Here is a 22,570-nt window from a genome sequence, read left to right as displayed (position 1 = left end):
CGCATCCGTATATGTGAAGTATCCGTACAATCATCTTAAAAATCGCAGATCTATATCATATATTTATGACTAGTATCATGATTTACTGACAAATCTTGCTAACAGTGAAGTGCTTACAAATTAACAACTGGATTTGTTACATTTTAGCATTTTGGTAACGCATACAAACCCTTATGATCGTTAAGTAAACATTTTTTAAAGGGAGGTTTGAATTTTGAAAGTGCCAACATTCAGTCATATTGCTAAAATGGGTTTGTTCTTTCTTGCTATGCTGCTGTTTGTGATGCCTGTACCTGCGAGCGCAGGGACCCAGGGAGGGTATTTGGTCGCTTATTTCCGTTCGGATCCGTCACAGACGGGGGAGAAAATTCAAAAGCTGCATTACGGGTATAGTCGCGATGGGGTTAAGTGGTATGAACTGAACAAGAATGCTCCTGTTTTTACTCCCAAATATGCACTGCGGGATCCGTTTTTGAATAAGGGACCTGATGGCATATGGCGGCTTGTTTACACGTCTCCGGATGTGGATGCGACTGGCAAAAATACCTCCACCTATTATATGGGCTACGCCGAATCTACCGATCTTATCCACTGGACGAACGAGAAAAGGCTCGATCTCATGGCAAATTACCGTCCGGCCAATACGGTTTACAACGTCTGGGCGCCGGAGTGGATGTACAACGATGAGACCGGTAAATATATCATCTACTGGTCTTCCACGCTGAATGCAACTGGCCCTACGAACAACTATCATTACAAGGCGACGACAACGGATTGGAACACCTTCAGCGATGCTTCGCTGCTGTTCGATCCCGGCGTTAGTTCTATCGATGCCAGCATGCTAAGAGTGGATAAGAATGCCGAGGATGACTACTATATGTTTTTCAAAGACGAGTCGCTCTCGCCTATGAAGATGCGGCAAACCTGGGCGAACGAACCGGTCAACAAAGTGGAGTATGATGCCAACATCAGCTCAAACACCATTACACCTGATTACACGGAGGCGCCTGAGGCGTTTAAGTTAATCGGTCAAAACAAATGGAACCTTATTTACGACTACTGGTCTCAAGGCAAATACGGGCTGAAGTCAACCGTAAACGTCGAAGATCCGACCGCCTGGTCGGCTGAAATATCGGATGCCAGGTTCCCCTACAAGATGCGTCATGCCAGTGTCGCCACTTTGACCAATGCCGAGCTATGGCATGTAGTCAATCAATTTGGCGTGGATGCGCATTACAATTTGAACAGCAGCGCGAATGACGTTTCCGGGAATGGGCATAACGGAACACTTAACGGTTCGCCTGCTTTTACGGGGACAGGAGGTCCCGAAGGCGGATACATCAACATGGACGGCGTCGATGACGGCATCCAGCTCGCTGTGAGCGGCAGCACGGGGTTCATGCATGACGCTTTCGCGACAAGGTCAGTGTCGCTTTGGTTTAAAGCCAATCAAACCGTAAGTGAGCAGGTTCTTTTTGACGAAGGCGGAGTAACAGCGGGAATGAGCATGAAGCTTCAGAACAATATGCTGTATGCCGGCGCTGCTTCCGGAGCGAGCAAAGTGCAGATTAATACCGCATTTACGGATACAGCTTCCTGGCATCATGCTGTCGTTGTGTTTAATGAAGGCAAGCTGCTGCTCTATTTGGATGGAGCGTTGGCGGCATCGGCAGCTACCCCGTATACTTCTATCGACGCTCATATTGATCTGGCGGGTTTAGGGAAACGTTACGGGCAGGACGCATTCGGAGGTACGAACGGCGGCGCATATTTCGATGGACGAATCGATCAAGTCAACATCTATACGGTGCCATTATTCCCTGAGGATGTGCAGGACTTACACGATACGCCTTAAAATTAGAAAAAGAAGCGGGAGTGAGCAATTTACTTCTGCTTCTTTTATTGTTCAAACCTGCCTTTTTCTTGTCCGGAGTGGAATTTTGCAGTGTGATTCTTAGGAAATAAGGGGATAATAGCAATAAATGGAATGACTGGATGAGTGAATCGTATTGAATCATGTTAAAATAACCGTTCGCCAATTTGCTGTAATTGTGATGATATTTACGATTGGGACAACAATCCTAATTAGTCCATCAGGTCTCGCTGCTATTACCAAACAAGATGCATGGCTCGCAGCTATCTTGGGGGTTGCCCTAAGCTTATTAATCGTTTGCTTATACAACAGAATAAGTGATTATTTTCCTGACATGACCCTAGTTGAATATAATGAAAAAGTGTTTGGAAAAGTGCTTGGAAAAATGTTCTCCCTATTTTTTATTTTGTTTTCTTTTCTTGGAGCGGCGACAGTATTGTTCCATTTAGGGAATTTTATAACCACACAAGTCATGCCTGAAACGCCAATTGAAGCAGTTATTATCGTATTTGCCATCATAGTTGTTATGGGGGTTCGACTTGGCGTTGAAACCTTGGTCCGCGCTGCAGAGATTTTTTTTCCTTGGATCATTATGCTGTTTACGATTTTGGTTGTTTCTCTTTTACCGAATATTCGGATTGAGAAATTGCAACCCATGTTCACAACCGGAGGTAAATCATTATTGAAGGCGGCCATATCCCTAGCCGGTACTACTTCACTTCCTTTAATTGTACTGCTTATGGTGTTCCCTGCTCATGTCAATCGATATCTAAAAGCAAAAAAAGCTTTCCTGCTTGCTACCTTACTAGGCGGAACCTGCTTCGTCATTATTACCTTTATATGCATATCGGTATTGGGGGCTTTAAATACAGAAAGACATATGTATCCAAGTTATGCTTTAGCTAAACAGATAAATATTGGCAACTTTTTGGAGCGTGTTGAAATCCTTATAGCAGGGATTTGGTTCCTAACGGTTTATTTCAAGACAACCTTTTATTTGTATAGTTCCGTAATGGGACTGGCTCAATTATTGAATATAGAAGATTATCGACCGCTTGTAATGCCTATCGGGATGATTCTGGTTGTTTGTTCGCTTGTGATCTATCCCAATGTTGCGTATATGACAGAGTTTGATACCGAGACCTGGGTACCTGTTGCTTTAACCATTGGACTCATGTACCCACTCCTAATTCTTGGAGTTGCAGCTTTTCGAGAGTCGATGACCAAGAATTAATAACGTAATAAAATCTTTCATGAAGGCTGTCGGCATGTTCGGCAGTCTTTTGCTTATCAATAATAAAATGTTCACAGACTGTTCACTTATGTGGAGGTTTCTATTTTTCCTATAATAATCAGGAATAGATAGAAAGGAGTATGGAAAATGCCGACAACGAGGAAAGAAAAATTTTATTTTGGGCTCATGATGTGCTTCGGGATGGTCGTATGCATGACATTTTATAATTTGTTTACACACGGCTTCATTGGCACAGTAACCTTAAAAGGTATGTTTCTTCAACTTATCCTGGTCTTTATGATTGCATTTTTATTGGAATTATTTATTGTTGGGCCAGTGGCAAAGAAGCTTGCATTCTCATTACCTTACGACAAATCGAAGAAGATTTATGTGATCCTATCGCATGTTGTAAGATTTCGATCCTGCAAGACTGTGCACGAAATGTCGGGCTAGGAATGACCTTCTTTGTTAATCTTTAAGTAACGAGGGGAGGTGATATCAATGGATATGCTGGCGCAATTGAACAAAGCTTTAAGCTATTTGGAGGAGAATCTTACTGATCGTGTGGACTATCAGGAGGCAGCGAAAATTGCCTGCTGTTCGGAATATCATTTTACACGCATGTTCTCCTTCCTCGCAGGTATTCCTCTATCAGAGTACATCCGTCGAAGACGTCTGACTTTGGCCGCACTTGAGCTAAGTCACAGTGATATCAAGATCATCGATGCTGCGATGAAATACGGATACACCTCACCGGATTCTTTTACTAGGGCTTTCCAAAGCATGCATGGGATTACGCCCTCGGAGGCCCGGATTCATGGGCAATCGCTCAAAGCCTTTCCTCGGATGACGTTCCAGCTGACGATCAAAGGAGGAAGTGAAATGAACTACCGCATTGAAGACAAAGAGGCCTTTCGTGTTGTGGGGATCAAAAAAAGAGTCCCAATCGTATTCCACGGGGTTAATCCGGAAATTGCCTCGATGTATGAAGAGCTCACCCCCGAAATGATTGAGAGGATGAAAAGTTTTTCGAATGTGCAGCCTTTAGGACTCATCAGTGCTTCCACGAATTTCAGTGAAGGGCGGATGGAGGAAAAAGGTGAGCTCGATCATTACATCGGGGTGGCATCCACGAAAGACGGAGATGGCTTCGCACAACTGGAGGTGCAAGCTTCCAAATGGGCTGTATTCACAGCCGTCGGCCCTTTTCCGAGTGCGCTTCAAGAGGTCTGGGGACGCATTTATTCCGAATGGTTTCCGTCCTCAGAATATGAGCTGGTCGAGGGGCCGGAACTACTCTGGAATGAGCACAAAGATGTAGCATCGACGCAATTTAAAAGTGAAATATGGATACCGATTAAAAAGAAATGAGCAGCGTTTGATGAAGGAATGAGGAACGATAGCTGAATTAAATTATGAAGGCAGCCGGTCGAATGGATCGGTTGCCTTTTCCACGTGGGGAGAAATTTGAAGTTGGATCTTATAGAACGGTAACTTTCCAAGAATGCGATTTGCCATGTGATTTCGCAAGATGGCGTGACGTTGCCAATGGCTCAGTACTACATATAAATAGTACTATCCACAATTACCAGTTATTGATAAATTTATTCATATAGAAATCGTTAGCAAATAGAGGTGAGACATGGATATTCAAAACAAAATCAATGAATTAGAGACTAGAGTGAACCAACTTCAAAACGAAATCGGTGATTTAAAGCGGCACGTCAACGGCGAGATCAGCCGCAAGGACGTTCAGTCCGTTCCTCCTGTTACATCCTCCCCTTCAGTTGAACCCGTGCCTATAGTGCCTAAGCAAACAATCGTTAAGAAGGAAGTCGACTGGGAGCATCTGCTCGCAAGGGTGTGGCTGCCGCGGATTTTTATCCTTGTTTTACTGATCGGTGTGCTTTGGGGATTCGGCGCTGCGGTGTCCACAGGCCTTATTACGAAGCCGATTAGATGCCTGCTTGGGCTGATTGCAACAGCGGTGCTATTCTGGCAGGGCGAGAGGCAGATCAGAAAGCAAAGGTCAGCTTTGGGGCAGGTATTGCTCGGCGGTTCTATTTCGATGAGTATCATCACGATTTTTGCAGCACATATGCTGTATGGCTATCTATATTCGACAGCTGCATTCGCTTTAAATATTTTGGCCATTGCCGCAGGGGTGTTCATCAGTATCCGTCATAAATCCGAGATCATGATCCTGCTCTCTACATTCGGCGGATTTCTCGTTCCTTTTCTTGTAAAATCAGATATACCGAATTTTTGGGTTTTCACGGTTTATGAATTGCTGCTCTCTGTCACAATGCTGTACATTTCATTGCAATATCGATTCCGAGTTTTATATTACTCAGCCTTTTTCTTACTGCATCTTGCCTTGCTTGTCGGTGTGGCCTTTGGGAATGTCAGCCACCAACATGCAGGATTCGCCTTTTTGACCTCGGCTTGCCTGCAGCATCTCGCTTTGTTTGTTTATTTTGTAGTACGTAAAATACAAGCACCGAGCAAAATAGCCACGTTATTTATCAGTTTCACTCTGACGTGTGTGTGGGTAAGATTCCTTGAACCTTCCTATTTTGGTCGTTTTGTCATCATTGCTTCTGCCGCTTACGTACTCTGGGCGGTCTTTGCCGTCATCAAGAACCGCCCTGAGCGGTTTGTAATGATGGCGATAGCGACTTTTTCACTGTTTCTGTGGATCAATGAGATCACGCACGGGGAAACTTCAGCGCTGGTATTTATGATGGAAGGGTTCTTAGCGGTCGTACTCGGTATTGTGCTGGCCTCCAGGCTGCAGCTTATTACGGGGAGTGTGGTCTACCTAATTGGCGCATCTAATGTATTATCCGGAAAAATGGAAGATATATATTCTTTACAGACTTTGTCTGGGCTGTTGTTGATTGCAACCATTTATACCGTTTATGTATTGTTCAAGAAATACCATGCCGAACACAGCAAACGAATCCAATGGTTATTATGGATAGACTCCATTGTAACCCTGTGGTTTATTACTCAGATCTCGACCTGTTTGACAGTCAACTTGAAGTATGACATGCAGCATTTGGTCGTATCTTTCGCTTGGGCGCTTTATGCGATTGTCATTATTGCCATCGGCATCTGGATCAATCAAAAGAAAGTGCGCCTTGCCGGCATTCTGTTCCTTTTCATCACATTAGTGAAAGTTATATGTATTGATCTGCCCGATGTGTCGATTGCTATCCGCGCTATGCTGTTCATTGTGATCGGGTGTATGGGGATTGTGGTATCCAGATTGCTGTACAAAAAAGAAGGAAAAGATATAGAGAGTTAAGAACGAATTGGGAAAAAGGGTGTCCCTCGGCCAATATCTTGGCTTAAGGGACACTCTTTTGGTGTCTCATAAATATTTGTTCGCGTTGTTTCCCAGATCCACGTACAATAAGAGGTGACGACATCCAGCCGAGGAAGTGACGTAAAATGCTGCACAGCCACCTAATACGAAGAACCATGTCGACAATTAGCAATATGAGGCTCCAGAATAAGCTGATGGGTGGGTATTTATTAGGTTGCGTGATTCCAGTTCTTATTGTAAGCACTTTAATCTACACCCAATCCGTTGCCGAACTTGAGGATTCTTCCCAAGAGTTTGCGACTTTGTACACATCTCAAATCGAGAATTCCTTGGATCAGCTTATGCAAGAATACGACAAAATAACCAAATCGGTATTAGTAGACAAAGATTTTATCGCCAAACTAAGGAACAGTAAGAATATGTCGATGGACGAGCTAATCACCCAGAATCAAACCGTCCGGAGCACATTGCGGCGAGTTGCTCTGCTCAAGCCAGAGATCAGTAACGTTATGCTTGTAAGCCCCGATAATACGGTTTATCAATTTACGAATACAACAAGCACAGTGAATGAAAGCGCTCTATTGTCGAAAGAGTGGTACAAACAGCCTCGAAACTCGGATAATACGTTCTTTGTGACGGGATTACATGATCGTTCCTATTACGAGGATAAGGGAGTCGGCGCGATTGTTACTGTGGGAAGGGTGCTGCTCACTGCAGACGGAGCGTTTGCCGGATGGCTGCTTCTGGATCTAGATCCGTTCACGCTGCTGGCGCCGAATCCTGATTTTGTATTGGCTCGCGATAAATATGATATGAGTGTAATCATCAGCGATACGCTAGGACAGACCGTATATCACTCTGATGCAGCTAGCGGCCGGGTATCCTGGAAGTATGTGCTGGATTCCGGAATTAATTATACCCAGGATATGAGCGACAAGGAACGCATTGTCATCACGGGAGGGACGAAGTTAGGCAACTTGATTATTAAGACAGAGATTCCCCGTCAGAAGCTGTTGCTCAGGGTTCGGAAGATTCAGGCCGTAACAGGAATTGTAATCCTGGCAGGGTTTATCATTATGGCTTTCGTTTCTCTTGGGCTTAACTATGCGATTACCAAGCCGATCAAAAGCTTGCGGCGAAGCATGAAGCAAGCGGAGGCCGGTCAATATATGCCAATTGACAGGGTTGAGTCACATGACGAGATCGGCAGTCTGGTCAAAAGCTATAACAATATGATCATAACGATTCGGACATTGATCGAGGATGTTTATATGGCGGAGATTAAACAGCGGCAAGCCAAGTTCCTTGCCCTTCAGAATCAGATCAACCCTCATATGCTCTATAACACATTGGAATCTATCCGCATGAAGGCCTTGGTGAAAGAGGACGAGGAAGTTGCCGATATGATTAAAATTCTTGCCCGCATGTTCCGGCTTGTTCTTAACAAGGAAGGCAGAAAACATTCTATCCAAGATGAATTGGATTATACCATTAATTACTTGAAGCTTCAGAATATCCGGTTCGATAATAGGTTCCGCCTGGACATCAGGCTTACGGATGAAATGCTGGCGTGCAGCATCATTCCACTTGTTTTTCAACCCATTGTGGAGAACAGTATCAGTCATGGCTTCGTAGACTACAATCAGTCCATGAATATTGTTATCGACGGTTCCTGGACGGAGGATGAAGGCATTTTGATTCGGATTATAGATGATGGCATCGGCATGGCTCAGGACAAGCAAGAGGAGCTGTTCACTTTGATCGAAGAGGCGGAGACGGCTAAATTTAAGATGGAACCCACGGAAGAATCGGCGGGCAAGGGGCTGGGTCTTAAGAACATCGCAGAACGCATCAAATTACATTACGGCGATCGTTATTATCTAAATGTTGCTTCCGGCCAAGCCAAAGGCACGACGATCGAAATTCATATCCCGAAACGATAATTCAGTCCCGGAGTCACGACATAGAACCGGAGGTATCTTCGTATGAAAGTTTTCCTTGTGGATGATGAGAAAGGCATTGTTGACGGTTTGAAAAAAATAATTAGCCGTTATATCCCGGAATGCGAAATTGTAGGTGAAGCTTATAACGGTGTACAAGGTGTAAGCCTGATTCCAGCTTGCAGCCCGGATATCGTAATTACCGATATCCGGATGCCCCAAGCGGACGGTTTGGAAATGATCGCGAAGTTGAAGGATGCCGGTTGCCAGGCGAAGTTTATTCTGCTGAGCGGATACGCTGACTTCGAATACGCCCGCAAGGGCATGCGGTTGGGCGTACAATTCTACTTGAATAAGCCCGTGGAAGAAGAGGAGCTGCGTGACTGTGTATGTAAAGTGATGGAGGCTATTAGAGAAGAACATGTTAAAAAGCAAGAACTAGATCTTCTTAAGAACCGCATGCTGGAGAGCACGATGTGTGACATCGTTGATGCCGGAAGTGATAACCCCATTTATGTGGGTGAGTTGCTGCGGTTAGCTCATATTCCGATGGAACAAACCGGGTACGCCTGTGCACTGTTGGAGTTCGACAATAGCCAAAGTGCTTTGACGGAACAGGAGCTGAATTGGTTATTCGGTCGGATGGATCAATTGCTAAAGAAGCAGGGCCAAGGCGTGTTCAGATTCCGTTATTCCGCCTTTCAAATTGCTATCTTATTAACGACTAGCAAGGGGAAAGGGGACAGCGAGCTCATTCCTTCCATGCATAACCTGAAAGAGGAGGTATTTCGAGAGCTGCAGAAAACAATGACCGTCGGCGTGGGTACTGCCAAGGAACAAGCCGTCGAGATCAGCTTATCGTTCGAAGAAGCCCGTCAAGCATTAAGCTACAAGGTTATCCAAGGAGACGGGGCTGTTATTTCATACGCTAATATGATGAATTTGGTGGGCGGGCGTCTCACCATTCCGGAAGAGCTTATCGAGAAGCTCGAGGCTGCTCTGGACAATACGAATGAGAAGGAATGTGTGAATCTCGTTCGCGAAATTTTCCGGCGTATGGAGGCAGAGCGCCATATAAGTCCGACTGACCTCCAGTTGCAGTGCTTGAATATTTTATTATCCAGTGTGCGTAAGATGTCCTTTCAACAGCTGCAGCAGAACGAGCTTCTGGGACGGCATATTCTTTCATTGGAGGCGATCTCACGGTTTCGGACCCTTGAGCGTCTGGAGGTCTGGATGATTGAGGTTATTCAGGGAATTATTAACTTCAAGTTGAAGCATAATATGACTAAGAAGAAAGATGTTATTGCTGAAATTAAGAAGTACGTGACAGAACATTATAATGAATCCATCAGTTTGGCGGAGCTTTCCACGAAATTTTTCATCAATCCTTATTACTTAAGTCAACTTTTCAAACAAAAAACAGGGGACACCTATTTGAACTTTCTTGCCCAAATTCGAATTAATAAGGCTAAAGAACTGTTGGAAAAGACGGATCTTAAGGTGTATGAGATTTGCGAGACGGTGGGTTATTCGGATACGCCATATTTCGCCAGACAGTTTGAGAAACTAACGGGCTTCAAGCCTAGTGAGTACCGGAAGAACGCCTTGAAAAATTGAAAGCAAAGGCCCATTCGCCACTTTTTTGGAGGCAATGGGCTTTTTATTATTTCTATAAAATGACCCGGTAAATACTTAAAAACGACCCTTTGAGCAATTTTGCCCCCGCAGGTATAGTAAGTGTAAGCGAATACATGCAACTAGAGAGTAGGGGGAATCAAGTTGAACCATCGAATGAAAGTGTTTTGGCCGCTTTATGCCATGGCCATACCGGGAATCGCTTTTCTGATCGTATTTAAGTACATTCCGCTAGCCGGTTCCGTAATCGCTTTCCAAAACTATTCTGTATTCAAAGGCTTTCTGGATAGCCCTTGGGTAGGCTTCAAAAATTTCGAAACGCTGTTTCATTACCCGGATTTTATCAGAGTGTTCAGTAATACCCTGGTGCTTGGATTTCTGCGAATCGTGATTGTGTTCCCGGTGCCCGTGCTGCTAGCGCTCATGATCAATGAAATCAGGAGGTCGGCGCTGAAGAAAGGGATTCAGACAGCCCTGTATGTTCCCCATTTTCTCTCGTGGGTTATTGTAGCCGGCATTGTCTTTGATTTGTTCTCGCTAAGCGGCATGTTTAACGTGATCATCGGTTGGTTCCATCATGATCCCGTTCTCGTTATGCAAGAAAGCTCCTATTTCCGCACTGTATATGTACTTACTTCTATCTGGAAAGATGCGGGATGGGGAACTGTCGTTTATATGGCAGCCATCAGTTCGATCGATCCTCAGTTGTACGAATCGTCGATGATGGACGGAGCCTCCCGATTCAAGCAAATCCGCCACATTACTTTTCCGCTGTTGCTACCTACGGTGCTGGTCTTGCTTTTACTGGAAATTGGCAACTTCCTGGATCTCGGCTTTGACCAAGTATTCAATCTGCAGACGCCAATGACTTACAGTGTGGGCGATATCCTGGATACGTACGTGTTTCGGACAGGTATTCAGCAAGCGCAATACAGCTTTGCGACAGCCGTCGGTTTATTCCAGTCCGTCATTGGATTTATGTTAGTTTACACGTTTAACAGGCTATCAAGAAAAATTTCAGACGGGGGGCTATGGTAACTATGCTTGCATCCAGAGGAGAAAAATTATTTGGTTCCATCGTTACAATGATCCTCCTGCTCGTATCCCTTATCGCCATCATACCGCTGCTTTCCGTCCTCTCGACCTCGTTCAGTTCGAAACGGATGGTGGACCTGAATCTGGTTACGATTTGGCCGAAAGAATTTACCCTCGCTTCCTGGGATTTCATGATGTATCGCCCCGACCTGTGGAAGTCGTTCTTCCTGACGCTGGGCTCGACGGTGATTGGCACGATTCTGGCGCTGCTTGTCACAGCGCTTCTAGCTTATCCGCTGTCGAAATCGGAGTTTCGCTGGGGACCTGTGATCATGGTCGGTGTCGTCATTGCGATGATTTTTAAAGCGCCTATTGTCCCTTATTTTCTGACCGTGCGCAGTATCGGACTGTACAATAACCCTTTGGTGCTTGTTATTCCTCATATTTTGAATCCGTTTAACTTGATTATCATGCGAACCTTTTTCAAGCAGTTTCCCAAGGAGTTGGAGGAAGCAGCCTTTATCGAGGGCTGCGGATATTTCCGCATGCTGTTCCAATTCGTACTTCCGCTTTCCAAAGCTGTGCTAGCCACATTGGCTTTATTCTATGGGGTTGTGTTATGGAACCAGTTCCAGCACCCGCTGATGTTCTTGCAGGACACGAACTTGTTTCCGCTGCAGATCAAGATTCGGCAATTCATCACCGACGATAACGTTTTGATTACGGGAGCCGTATCCACCGCTGATTTAGCTTATAATGAGCGTACACTTCGAGCAGCAACGGTTATCTTTGCGATGGTTCCTGTCGTGGCGGTCTATCCTTTCCTGCAAAAATATTTCGTTAAAGGAGCTATGCTCGGTTCGGTAAAAGGTTAATTTCACATCGGTTTTACGGCTTTTTAGCCATAGCATACAATTAATCATATAAATCATAGGGGGAAACAGGGGTATGGTAATCAAGAAGCTTGGGTTACTCGCAGCAGTCAGCGCGCTTGCTTTTACAGTCGTGACAGGCTGTGCGGGTACAACGAATCCTTCCGAAGGTGCAGGGACTTCATCGGCTGCGCCGAGCAAGGAAGCCTCTTCGAAAGCAGAAGATATTGTCGATATCGAAGTTTGGGGAACCAACATTGGGTATAAAGCAACCACCAAAGGCAGCAAACTGTACGAGTTTTATAAAGAAAAACTAGGCGTAGGTGTGATCAGCCCGTACGTAGAGTGGAACGGAGGGACGGCTTATTTAAATCAGTTGAATCTAAAGATTGCATCCGGAGAAATGCCGGATTTGTTCTTACCTCAACAGGGCATTGAAAATAGTTTGGCCAAAAACGGAGCTATCGCCGATTTGACCGACCTGCTGCCGAAATATGCGCCAAATTTATGGGAAGCCATTCCGAAGGATATGTGGGATGTTGTGAAAGCGAATGACCCTACCGGTCAGGGTAGAATTTATTATATCCCCGGGATGGTGGATTATGGAAGATACTCTGGCATGATTCGTAAGGATTGGCTTGACAAGCTGGGCTTACCAATGCCGAAGACGCAAGATGATTATGTCAAGGTTCTGGAAGCATTCAGGGATAAAGATCCGAATGGCAATGGCCAAAAAGATGAGCTTCCGACCGGTGGCCGTCAGGAAGCGCGCTGGATGGACCATCTGTTTGCGATGTATGGTGTGGCCATGTTTGAAGGTTATCCGGATTGGGACATCTATGACGGCAAGCTGACTTATTCAGCAGTATCTCCGAATATGAAAGCTGCCTTGGAATTCATCTCCAAGCTGTACAAAGACGGATTAATCGATAAAGAATCGCTTCTGAATGATAAGGCGAAGTGGGATGGCAAGGTTGCAGCGAATAGGGCAGGAAACTACTTCCATTGGGCAGAGCAGACGAATCTCTATTTGGATAACTTGAAAAAGAGCAGCGGTGTGAAGGGAACCTTTGCCTCCCTCCCATTGCCTGAAGTTCCAGGCTATAAAGGCTTCTATACATGGAAGCGGTTCACACCTCCTGCGTGGGTCGTGAAGAACAATAAGGATCAGAAGAAGCTGATGGCGACTTTAAAATTACTGAACAATATGTACGATAAGAAAAATTGGAATGCCTTATATCTTGGTGTCGAAGGTATGCATTATACCATGAAAGATGGCAAGGCCGTTAAGCTTCCGGATGACAAAAGCACGCAAGAGAATCTCATACTTGATCCTTATGCCAAAATATCCACACTTGATTTCACGAGCAATCTCTTGAAAAGTACGGCATCGGAAGACAGGATGTGGGAGATTGACCAAACGATTCAAATCATGCAGGATGCCCAGAAGTATGCCAAGGTCATTGCTGGAGACGGCATGCCGGCCAGCGTCTATGACGGCTTCCCGGATATCAACAATCGCACGCTCTATATCGAGTACGCAAGCAAGATCATTACCGGGCAGTATCCGATCAGCAAATTCGATGAATTTGTAGACAAGTGGAATAAATCGGGCGGTGAAGAGGTTACGAAGCGCGCGAGAGAATGGTATGCCAAAGTGAAGAAATAAAAGGTGAACGGTGAGATCCGCTCGGCTTCTAATTGAAGACGGGCGGATTATTTCAATCCATAACAGGGGGGCTACAATGAGTAATCGTATTCAGGAGGTACTTGAGGGGCAAGAACATAATTATATCCTTCCTTTTCTCTGGCAGCATGGTGAGGAAGAATCGGTGATCCGCGAAGAGATGGCTCGTGTACATGAATCTGGCATCGGGGCCGTTTGCATCGAGGCTCGTCCTCACCCTGATTTCCTCGGACCGAAATGGTGGATGGATATGGACATTATTATGGATGAAGCGCGAAAGCGTGGCATGAAAGTATGGTTGTTGGATGACGACCATTTTCCAACCGGTCATGCGGCGGGCAAAGTGAAAGAGGCTCCGGAAGAGCTTCATCGTAAATTTCTGGCTGAACGCTATATCGATACCCTCGGTCCCGCACAAGGAGCGTCTCTATTGCTGGATACCTTACTAATGCGTGAGCTTCGACCGACAATCTCTCAGCCCGAGCATGCAAAAGGCCGCAATAAACTGATCTCCGTCGTCGCAGTCCGCCGTGATCCTTCTAATGGATCGCTGCTTCGCGATTGTATGGACATCACCGACCTTGCGCACGACGGAATCTTGTATTGGGATATCCCTGAAGGGTACTGGCGTGTATTTATGATTACAGAAAATAAAGATGGCGGCAGTCAGCAGCAGGATGATTATTTGAATCCGATAGATCGGGACTCCGTTCGTATTCTGCTCGATACCGTATATGAGGCCGTATATGAACGTTACAAGGCTGATTTTGGCCAGACGTTTGCCGGATTTTTTTCGGATGAGCCTGGATTTTATAACGATAAGACGACCTTTGACTTTCAATCAAAACCCGGGAAACCGAAAGTGCCGCTTCCATGGAGCAATGAAGTGCCAGCCTTGCTTGAGCAGGCGTTAGGTGAGGATTACCGTAAGCACCTTTATCTTCTCTGGCACGATGCGGGCGAACAGTCCCATATCGTGCGTTACACCTATATGAATATCGTCAGCAAGCTCTATGCAGACAACTTTTGCGGTCAAATTGGCGAATGGTGCAGAGCTCGCGGAGTAGAATATATCGGACATGTGCTGGAAGACAACAACGTGCACGCCAGGCTTGGCCCCGGTGCCGGACATTTCTTCCGGTCGCTCTGGGGGCAGGATATGTCGGGGCTCGATGTGGTGCTGTGGCAGATCGTTCCGGGTTTTGATGAATTATCATTTAGCAAGCCGGGTGGTGATACGGATGGGGAATTCTTCCATTATGGCCTCGCTAAGCTTGGTGTATCCCTAGGGCATGTCGATCCAAGAAAACAAGGCCGGACGATGTGTGAAGTGTACGGGGCGTATGGCTGGGCAGAAGGTTTGAAGCTGATGAAATGGATTACAGACCATATGCTGGTTCGGGGTGTCAATTATTTCGTCCCGCATGCCTTCACCCAGAAGGCGTTTCCGGATCCGGATTGTCCACCGCATATGTATGCCGGCGGAAGAAATCCGCAGTACCGATATTATAAACATTTGAACCGATATATGAATCGAATCAGTCACCTAATTTCTGGCGGAAGGCACGTGGCGTCTGTGGCTGTCTTGTATCATGCTGAGGCAGAATGGTCGGGGGAAGCGATGTATTTTCATCAGCCCGTGAAGCAATTGATGCAGCATCAAATCGACTGCGATGTCCTGCCCATCGATATTTTGCTCGATGCAGCTAGCGTGAGAGATCACAAGCTGTATGTAAATAACGAAGATTTCGGATGCCTGATTATGCCCTATGCAGAAGCGATTCCGGCGGCGATGATTCGGCGTTTGGCGACATTTGCCGAACAGGGGCTAGCTCTTTGCTTTGTTGACGGGCTGCCGATTCGTTCAAGCGAAGGTACCGACGTTTCCGCCGAATTGGACAGTCTAGCGAACCATTCTAGGGTGAGAGTTGTTGCTTTAAACGAGCTGGCGCTAGAATTGATAGCAGACGGACATTATGAGATTACTGTCGACGCATACGAGCCGTATCTTCGGAACTACCATTATAGGCATGACGGTTTGGATGTGTTCATGTTTTTTAATGAACATCCGCACCAAGCTATTCGTAGAAATATTACGTTGCCTGTTCAAGGCGAGGTGTATGCCTATAATGCATTTTTGAATCGATTGACAAAGTTACAAGAACATGGGGGGGCAAACGGCGCGTCTACAGTGGAAGTGGGTCTTCATCCGTATGAGTCGATCCTATTGCTGCATGGCGCAGACCTTGATAGTTCTGATGCACAGACAGAGTATGCATGGGGTAGCGAGCTTCATGTGCAAGGTGAATGGACCCTATCCCTTTCTGAGGCGGAGCATTATCCGCATTTTCAGGGATGGGGGGAGCTGACAGCTTTAACAAATATGAGTGGACCGGACTATTTGCCAAGATTTACAGGTACCTTCCGTTATGAAATTGAATTTGAGTGGAAAGAGTCGGCGAACCGAGCGCTATTAGATTTGGGCGAGGTTTATGAGATAGCACAAGTATGGTTAAATGGTGAAGAAGCGGGAGTCCGTATCTGCCCTCCTTACTGTTTAGAGATAAATGGATTAATTGCGAAGGGCAATAATAAATTGGTTATTGAAGTGACGAATACATTGGCGAAAGAACAACACGATTTCCTGTCTGCATTTGCACAGCAGGAGCCGAGTGGACTCCTGGGCCCAGTGCGAGTAATTGGAGTTTCCGCTGGACATTAACACGAATGTTTGGGTTTATTAAGAGGCCGCAAGGCCTCTTTTTTATTAGCTCGTTAAGCGTTGTCCCCGTTAAATTTTGGACGTCAAGATTTAACAGCTGGCGCACTCTTGCATTAACCTTTTTATGCTCATACTATGAAGGTTGTATTATTTAGCTATTGAGACTAACTTAGAACAGATCAGATGAGGAGAGTTTTTACATGAGCGGAATGAAACGAAGTCTGAAGCCGCGTCATATTTTAATGATGACACTTGGTGGAACGATTGGAGCGGGAATTTTTAAAGGGTCAAGTTCTTCCATTGAAATGGCTGGGCCATCCGTACTGCTTACTTACGCGGTTGGTGGCCTTTTGCTGCTTGTGGTTATGCGTTGTTTGGCCGAGCTTGTCCTGAATAATAAGACGGCAACCAGCTTGCGGGATTTAGTTGAACCCATTTTAGGCACAGGTGTCGGGTATACGGTCGGGTGGATATATTGGTTGGATTGGGTGCTTGTGATGGCCGCCGAAATGGCTGCCGCTTCATCCTTTCTATCATTTTGGTTCCCGAACGTTCCGTTATGGATCTTGGCGCTTATCGGATCGATCGTTTTGACGGCCGTTAACCTCTTTCAAGTCAAAATCTTCGGGGAAACCGAATATTGGCTTGCCGGAATCAAAATCGTCACTTTAATTTTATTCGTTTTATTGGGGCTTTTTGTTCTAGGCTCGCATTACTCGTTGCATGATGTAACCCAAAACCTGACCGCTCACGGCGGGCTTTTCCCGCACGGCATATCAGGGATGGTTTCAGCGATGCTTGTTGTCATGTTTAGTTTCGGTGGAATCGAAATGATCGGAATGACGCTAGGAGAGACAGAAAACCCGGAACAGACCATTCCCAAAGCGACTCGAAGCGTCGTCGTACGTATATTGGTCTTCTATATTTTCCCGATTTTTATCATGCTGAGCCTCGTTCCATGGGTGAAACTTTCCGAAGCGACACAGAGTCCGTTCGTTACGGTTTTTGTGCAAGCGGGCATTCCCTATGTCGATGCCATAATGAATTTTGTGCTTTTAACGGCAGTGTTATCGGCGACAAATACGGGGATGTATTCATCAAGTCGTTCGCTTTACGAGCAAGCTGTCAAAGGAAACGCGCCAAAATATTTTAGCGTACTATCGAAACATAATGTCCCCATTCGGGCGTTACTATTCAGCACGTTTTTTCTATATATAGGTGTCATTGTAGCTTTTTTTGCCAAAGGAAACACGTTCGATTATTTAATGGTTTTACCGGGATACACGGTCATGATCGTGTGGATCTTTCTTGTGATCTCGCATATCAAACAAAACGGCTTTAAATGTTCGACAGGATTTGCGCTGCTCGCCCTAGTGGCTATTCTAGTTGGTGCCATTATAACGAACACTTATGTCGGTACATTGATAACATTCGGAATACTTCTAATTATTGTTATGTCATATTTTGTTCAATCTCATAAAAAAAGATAACAGATAAACCGCGCTGCAGCGCGGTTTTTTCTTTGTGTTTGGAGCGAAGTGGACGACATTCAGCCCATATTCAGGAAACGCTCATCATTTCTTAAGTGTACGCTCAGAGGAGATTCAGGAAAGGGGGGTAAGATTAGTCATGTAAACAACAACATAACCGAAAAGGTGGTAATCAATATGAAAGCAATTAGCAGAAAAATTATCGCAGGAACAATCGCAGCATCCTTCGTACTCGGCGTTGGCTTCGTGGGAACTTTACATAATCAGGCATTCGCCGCAACAGATAGCAGCACCTCGACAACACAAACGGCGGCGAAAGGCCACGGTTTTGGCGGAGGCTTTGGAGATCGCGGGGGCCGCATGGGCGGAGCGCACGGTGGCAGCATTGTAAAAGAAGCGGCAACGATCCTGGGCAAAGACGAAAGCACGCTCCAGACTTCCTTGCAAGGCGGCAAAACCCTGCTGGATCTGGCAACGGCAGCGGGCTTGAGCGAAGATGATTTCGTTGCTAAGCTGGTGGCTGCAGAAACGGCATCGATCGATGCACAGGTAACGGCGGGCACATTGACGCAAGACCAGGCGGATAAGTTCAAAACCGATTTGTCAACGCGTGTCAAAAGCCAAGTGGAGAACAAAGGTTTTGGCGGTAGAGACGGCGGCGGCTTCCAAGGTGGCAAAGGAATGAACGGCGCACGCGGAGGCAATCTGTTAAAAGAAGCGGCAACGATCCTGGGCACAGACGAGAGCGCGCTCCAGACTTCCTTGCACGGTGGCAAAACCCTGCTGGATCTGGCAACAGCAGCGGGCTTGAGCGAAGATGATTTCGTGGCGAAGCTGGTGGCCGCAGAAACGACAGCCATCGACGCACAGGTAACGGCTGGCACACTGACACAAGACCAAGCGGATAAGTTCAAAACCGATTTGTCGACACGTGTAAAAAATCAGGTGGAGAACAAAGGTTTTGGCGGTAGAGACGGCGGCAACTTCCAAGGTGGCAAGGGCGGCCATGGCGATAAAGGTTTTGGTTTCAGGGGCTTTGATTCGCTGACAACGATTCTTGGAATTACGCAGGATGAGCTGCAAACACAGCTGGACGCGGGAACATCCATTGCTGACATCGCGGCTGCTAAAGGCATCAGCGAAGACGATTTGATCAGCAAATTGAAAGACGGCATGACTGACAAGTTGAAACAGTTCGTGGAAGATAAGCATCAAAAGCCAGCTGCTGACGATGTCAATGCAGACAGCGCAGCTGTGAATGAATAAAGGAGAAGCATCGTTCCCTGTGCGGAGCGGTGCTTTTTTTCTGGTTATTGGGTTGCAGCGTCGTATTTTAGGAAAGAAAAGGATAACTTGAAGGCTATGGGGAATTTATTGGGTTAAGCGATCCCCAAGAAATTCAACAGCAATTGAATAAGTGTCGAACTTTAGAGCCCGAGCAAGGAGGGGTATTCCTGTAATGGAAGAAAACAATGCAATATTTGGATTAAACAGAGGTGCAGTTCACAATCATAAGTTGTTATGTGATGAGTGTTTACCTCCCGATCATAATTGGGCTTTTTGATATGAAAGGTGCATCGATGCTTTTTTCTTTGTTTCCAATTATCGTTGGATTGATTAGTGTAATTAAGCCGCGTTTTGCCTGGAATCATGGATTCGCAGGTCAAAAAGCAGGAAACCCTTCCGCATTTGATTTAAAGCTTATCAAAGTAATTGGCTATTTTCTCGTAGTTGTCGGTATGACATTGATAGTAGTACAGATTATATATTTATTTGCTACATAGTTACGCGCTTTTCGAACCGCATTACAGAACTGCGCAACCCCCAAAAAGAGCTAGCCCTCCAAGGGCCTGACTCTTTTTCTCTTTTAAACAGCTGACGACAGACCTTTACTACGTCCATGCGTGATTGAGGCGGCTGGACTGAATATCGTTGCATGCGAGATTACCCCCTGCGCCTTTGGCGGAGGTTTTTTTAGTGTCGCTATAGCTAAAAGCTATATCCAGATATAACGATTAGGTATTATGTTAGATCTTTTCGGATATGTTACCTTATCTTTATCAAGAAGAAAGCCAATTGCATATTCGGAACAGGTGTCTGACTGACGAGCTCGCTTGCCAATCCAGACTTAAGAGGGAAGTTCGGTGCAATACCGCCGCGGTCCCGCCACTGTAACGGAGGAGTAGGCAGCGCTTTGAGCCACTGATCGGTCCAAGATCGGGAAGGCTGCTGCCCTATAAGGATTCCGGAGCCAGGAGACCTGCCTGTTCCATCAGCACTGCAGTACCTACGGGAGATAGGGAAGGTGTTAGATGATCCGTCATAAAAATACGATTATGAAGGCGTCTTTCCCATGCTTATCTTTTACAGGGAAGACGTCTTTTGTTGTTTTTAGTTTCAGACTAATAATATGAATGAGTAAAGGGGAATGACTTGATGGCAATCAGCAGCAATTTGGGGTACCCGCGCATTGGCGTCGATCGGGAATGGAAAAAAGCGCTTGAGGGGTTCTGGGCAGGTAAAATTGATGAGACAACATTCACACAACAATTGCAAGATATCCGGCTTAATCATTTGCGCATCCAGCAAGCGAAAGGAATCGATCTCCTTGCAGTCAATGATTTCAGCCGCTATGACCATATTTTGGATACGGCTGTCATGTTTGGTATCGTGCCGAAACGGTTTCAGTACGAGGGTGGCATTGTTCCGCTATCCGTCTATTACGGTATTGCGCGCGGCACAAAAGAGGCGACAGCAAGCGAAATGACCAAGTGGTTCAATACGAACTACCACTACATCGTGCCGGAGCTAGGCGGCGTGGAACCGCAACTGACAGAGAATCAGCCCTTGCAGGCTTATCGCGAAGCGAAGGAGAAGCTCGGTATCGAAGGCAAGCCGGTTATCGTGGGTCCGCTTACGTTCCTCAAGCTGTCGAAAGGATTTGCGGCGAATGAGACGGATACATGGCTGGATAAACTACTGCCGCTCTACGTTCAAGTGCTTAGCGAGCTGGCGGCTGAAGGCGTGCAATGGGTGCAGATTGATGAGCCGATTCTCGTGACGAAGCTGTCTGTTGAGGATGTCGAACGGTTGAAAAAGGTGTATGCGACGTTGACTGCCGCGGTGCCATCGCTCAACATCATGCTGCAGACCTATTTTGAAGCGGTTGAGAACTACCAAGACATCGTTTCATTGCCGGTGAAAGGGATTGGGCTTGATTTGGTACACGGACAAAGCGGCAATTTGAGCCATATTCGTCAATACGGCTTTCCAAGCGATAAGGTGCTTGGCGCAGGTGTTATTGACGGACGTGGCATCTGGCGCGCTGACCTTAACGAGAAGCTTGCTCTATTGGGAGAGCTGGGTGAGCTTGTTACAAGCGATCGCCTGTTCGTGCAGCCGTCCTGCAGCCTATTGCATGTGCCGGTCTCTACTGCAAGAGAGACGAAGCTCGCTGCAGAACTGCAAGGCGCGCTAGCCTTCGCTAACGAGAAGCTGGATGAGCTCGTCCTGCTGACGAAGGCGATTACGCAGGAGGCGGACGCTGTTCGTGAGCAGCTGCAAGCTGCGGACAAAGCGCTCAAGCAGCTGAAAGATTCAGCTGCGCGCAATCGCCGTGACGTGCAGGAGGTTGTCGCCGCCGTAGCGGGTCAGGAGCCGCAGCGGAGCAAGCCTTTTGCCGAGCGTCATGCCGATCAGCAGGCACAGTGGAGGCTGCCGCTGTTTCCGACGACGACGATCGGCAGCTTCCCGCAGACAGCCGAGGTGCGCAAGGCGCGTCAGTTGTGGCGCAAGGGCGAGTGGAGCAATGAGCAGTACGATGCGTTCATCCGCGAGGAGATCGACACCTGGGTGAAGCTGCAGCAGGAGATCGGAATCGATGTGCTTGTGCACGGCGAATTCGAGCGAACCGACATGGTCGAGTTCTTCGGGGAGAAGCTGGAGGGCTTTGCTTTCACGCAGAACGGTTGGGTGCAATCGTATGGCTCACGATGCGTCAAGCCGCCGGTCATCTATGGCGATGTGGCTTTCGCCGAGCCGATGACCGTCGCGGAAACCGTGTATGCGCAATCCCAGACGGAACGTCCCGTGAAAGGGATGCTGACAGGACCGATCACGATTATGAACTGGTCGTTCGTTCGTGATGATATTCCACGCGAGCAGGTTGCTTATCAGCTTGCTTTTGCACTCAGACAAGAGGTCGAAAGTCTGGAGCATGCAGGCATCGGGATGATCCAGGTGGATGAGCCGGCGGTTCGCGAAGGGCTGCCGCTGAAGGAGGCGGACCAGGCTGAATATTTGGCATGGGCGGTTAAAGCGTTCCGAATCACGACCTGCACCGTAAAAGAAACGACGCAGATCCATACGCATATGTGCTATTGCGAATTCCATGACATGATCGATTCTATCGAGGCGATGGATGCGGATGTCATTTCGATTGAAACGTCCCGCAGTCACGGCGAACTGATTCACAGTTTTGAAGAAAACACTTATGAACTGGGCATCGGCCTTGGCGTCTATGATATCCATAGTCCGCGCGTGCCGAGTGTGGAGGAGATGGAAGGCATGATTGACCGCGCGCTGCGTGTTCTGAATCCGAAGCTGTTCTGGATTAATCCGGATTGCGGGTTAAAGACGCGCGGGAGCGAAGAGACCGTCGCTTCCTTGCGCAATATGGTGGCGGCAGCACAACTTGCCCGTGAGAAATATAGTTCGCTTGTTTAATACGGCGGATGATGGCCACGGTG

14 protein-coding genes and 1 riboswitch are annotated in these 22,570 nt (G+C 46.7%); all 14 genes read left to right on the top strand.

Annotation, left to right across the window (positions count from 1 at the left end; translation table 11 throughout):
* The first annotated feature begins 220 nt into the window (after positions 1 to 220).
* A complete protein-coding gene (locus O9139_RS23850; protein ID WP_270884303.1) occupies positions 221 to 1,855 on the top strand; it encodes a LamG-like jellyroll fold domain-containing protein in 1,635 nt (544 codons plus the stop codon).
* Between the two features lie 154 nt (positions 1,856 to 2,009).
* Entirely contained in the window at positions 2,010 to 3,107 is a 1,098-nt protein-coding gene (locus tag O9139_RS23845) for a GerAB/ArcD/ProY family transporter (protein WP_270884255.1), read from the top strand.
* A gap of 501 nt (positions 3,108 to 3,608) precedes the next feature.
* Positions 3,609 to 4,478 carry an AraC family transcriptional regulator gene (locus tag O9139_RS23840; RefSeq protein WP_270884254.1) on the top strand — a complete coding sequence of 290 codons (870 nt, stop codon included), beginning with the start codon at positions 3,609 to 3,611 and terminating at the stop codon, positions 4,476 to 4,478.
* 271 nt (positions 4,479 to 4,749) lie between these two features.
* Positions 4,750 to 6,417, top strand: a complete 1,668-nt coding sequence (locus tag O9139_RS23835) for a DUF2339 domain-containing protein (protein ID WP_270884253.1) — start codon at positions 4,750 to 4,752, stop codon at positions 6,415 to 6,417.
* A 323-nt stretch (positions 6,418 to 6,740) separates the two neighbouring features.
* On the top strand, positions 6,741 to 8,381 hold the full coding sequence (locus tag O9139_RS23830; RefSeq protein WP_333742844.1) for a sensor histidine kinase: 1,641 nt from the start codon (positions 6,741 to 6,743) through the stop codon (positions 8,379 to 8,381).
* Positions 8,382 to 8,423: 42 nt separating this feature from the next.
* Positions 8,424 to 9,998, top strand: coding sequence for a response regulator (locus O9139_RS23825; RefSeq protein WP_270884252.1), 1,575 nt, complete (start codon positions 8,424 to 8,426; stop codon positions 9,996 to 9,998).
* A 174-nt stretch (positions 9,999 to 10,172) separates the two neighbouring features.
* Positions 10,173 to 11,054, top strand: coding sequence for an ABC transporter permease (locus O9139_RS23820; RefSeq protein WP_270884301.1), 882 nt, complete (start codon positions 10,173 to 10,175; stop codon positions 11,052 to 11,054).
* A gap of 2 nt (positions 11,055 to 11,056) precedes the next feature.
* A complete protein-coding gene (locus O9139_RS23815) occupies positions 11,057 to 11,926 on the top strand; it encodes a carbohydrate ABC transporter permease (protein ID WP_270884251.1) in 870 nt (289 codons plus the stop codon).
* Between the two features lie 73 nt (positions 11,927 to 11,999).
* Complete coding sequence (locus tag O9139_RS23810; protein ID WP_270884250.1) at positions 12,000 to 13,592, top strand: type 2 periplasmic-binding domain-containing protein; 1,593 nt, start codon at positions 12,000 to 12,002, stop codon at positions 13,590 to 13,592.
* A gap of 76 nt (positions 13,593 to 13,668) precedes the next feature.
* A complete protein-coding gene (locus O9139_RS23805; RefSeq protein ID WP_270884249.1) occupies positions 13,669 to 16,332 on the top strand; it encodes a glycosylhydrolase-like jelly roll fold domain-containing protein in 2,664 nt (887 codons plus the stop codon).
* A gap of 200 nt (positions 16,333 to 16,532) precedes the next feature.
* Positions 16,533 to 17,822, top strand: a complete 1,290-nt coding sequence (locus O9139_RS23800) for an amino acid permease (RefSeq protein ID WP_270884248.1) — start codon at positions 16,533 to 16,535, stop codon at positions 17,820 to 17,822.
* Between the two features lie 177 nt (positions 17,823 to 17,999).
* Positions 18,000 to 19,088, top strand: coding sequence for a hypothetical protein (locus tag O9139_RS23795; RefSeq protein WP_270884247.1), 1,089 nt, complete (start codon positions 18,000 to 18,002; stop codon positions 19,086 to 19,088).
* Positions 19,089 to 19,348: 260 nt separating this feature from the next.
* Positions 19,349 to 19,606 (top strand): hypothetical protein, encoded by a 258-nt coding sequence (locus O9139_RS23790; RefSeq protein WP_270884246.1) that lies wholly within the window; start codon positions 19,349 to 19,351, stop codon positions 19,604 to 19,606.
* Positions 19,607 to 19,896: 290 nt separating this feature from the next.
* A riboswitch (cobalamin riboswitch) is annotated at positions 19,897 to 20,104 on the top strand.
* Between the two features lie 154 nt (positions 20,105 to 20,258).
* On the top strand, positions 20,259 to 22,547 hold the full coding sequence (gene metE / locus O9139_RS23785) for a 5-methyltetrahydropteroyltriglutamate--homocysteine S-methyltransferase (protein ID WP_270884245.1): 2,289 nt from the start codon (positions 20,259 to 20,261) through the stop codon (positions 22,545 to 22,547).
* The last annotated feature ends 23 nt before the right edge of the window (positions 22,548 to 22,570 follow it).

Origin of the sequence: Paenibacillus aestuarii (assembly GCF_027789125.1) — a bacterium.
GTDB lineage: Bacteria > Bacillota > Bacilli > Paenibacillales > NBRC-103111 > Paenibacillus_E > Paenibacillus_E aestuarii.
Note: the sequence above shows the minus strand (reverse complement) of the source record. Positions and strands in the feature narration are given on the sequence as shown.

Coding starts and splice junctions, on each gene's coding strand:
- O9139_RS23840 (WP_270884254.1), top strand. CDS start 3,609: ATGGATATGCTGGCGCAATTGAACAAAGCTTTAAGCTATTTGGAGGAG.
- O9139_RS23835 (WP_270884253.1), top strand. CDS start 4,750: ATGGATATTCAAAACAAAATCAATGAATTAGAGACTAGAGTGAACCAA.
- O9139_RS23825 (WP_270884252.1), top strand. CDS start 8,424: ATGAAAGTTTTCCTTGTGGATGATGAGAAAGGCATTGTTGACGGTTTG.
- O9139_RS23820 (WP_270884301.1), top strand. CDS start 10,173: ATGAAAGTGTTTTGGCCGCTTTATGCCATGGCCATACCGGGAATCGCT.
- O9139_RS23815 (WP_270884251.1), top strand. CDS start 11,057: ATGCTTGCATCCAGAGGAGAAAAATTATTTGGTTCCATCGTTACAATG.
- O9139_RS23810 (WP_270884250.1), top strand. CDS start 12,000: ATGGTAATCAAGAAGCTTGGGTTACTCGCAGCAGTCAGCGCGCTTGCT.
- O9139_RS23805 (WP_270884249.1), top strand. CDS start 13,669: ATGAGTAATCGTATTCAGGAGGTACTTGAGGGGCAAGAACATAATTAT.
- O9139_RS23800 (WP_270884248.1), top strand. CDS start 16,533: ATGAGCGGAATGAAACGAAGTCTGAAGCCGCGTCATATTTTAATGATG.
- O9139_RS23795 (WP_270884247.1), top strand. CDS start 18,000: ATGAAAGCAATTAGCAGAAAAATTATCGCAGGAACAATCGCAGCATCC.
- O9139_RS23790 (WP_270884246.1), top strand. CDS start 19,349: ATGAGTGTTTACCTCCCGATCATAATTGGGCTTTTTGATATGAAAGGT.
- metE (WP_270884245.1), top strand. CDS start 20,259: ATGGCAATCAGCAGCAATTTGGGGTACCCGCGCATTGGCGTCGATCGG.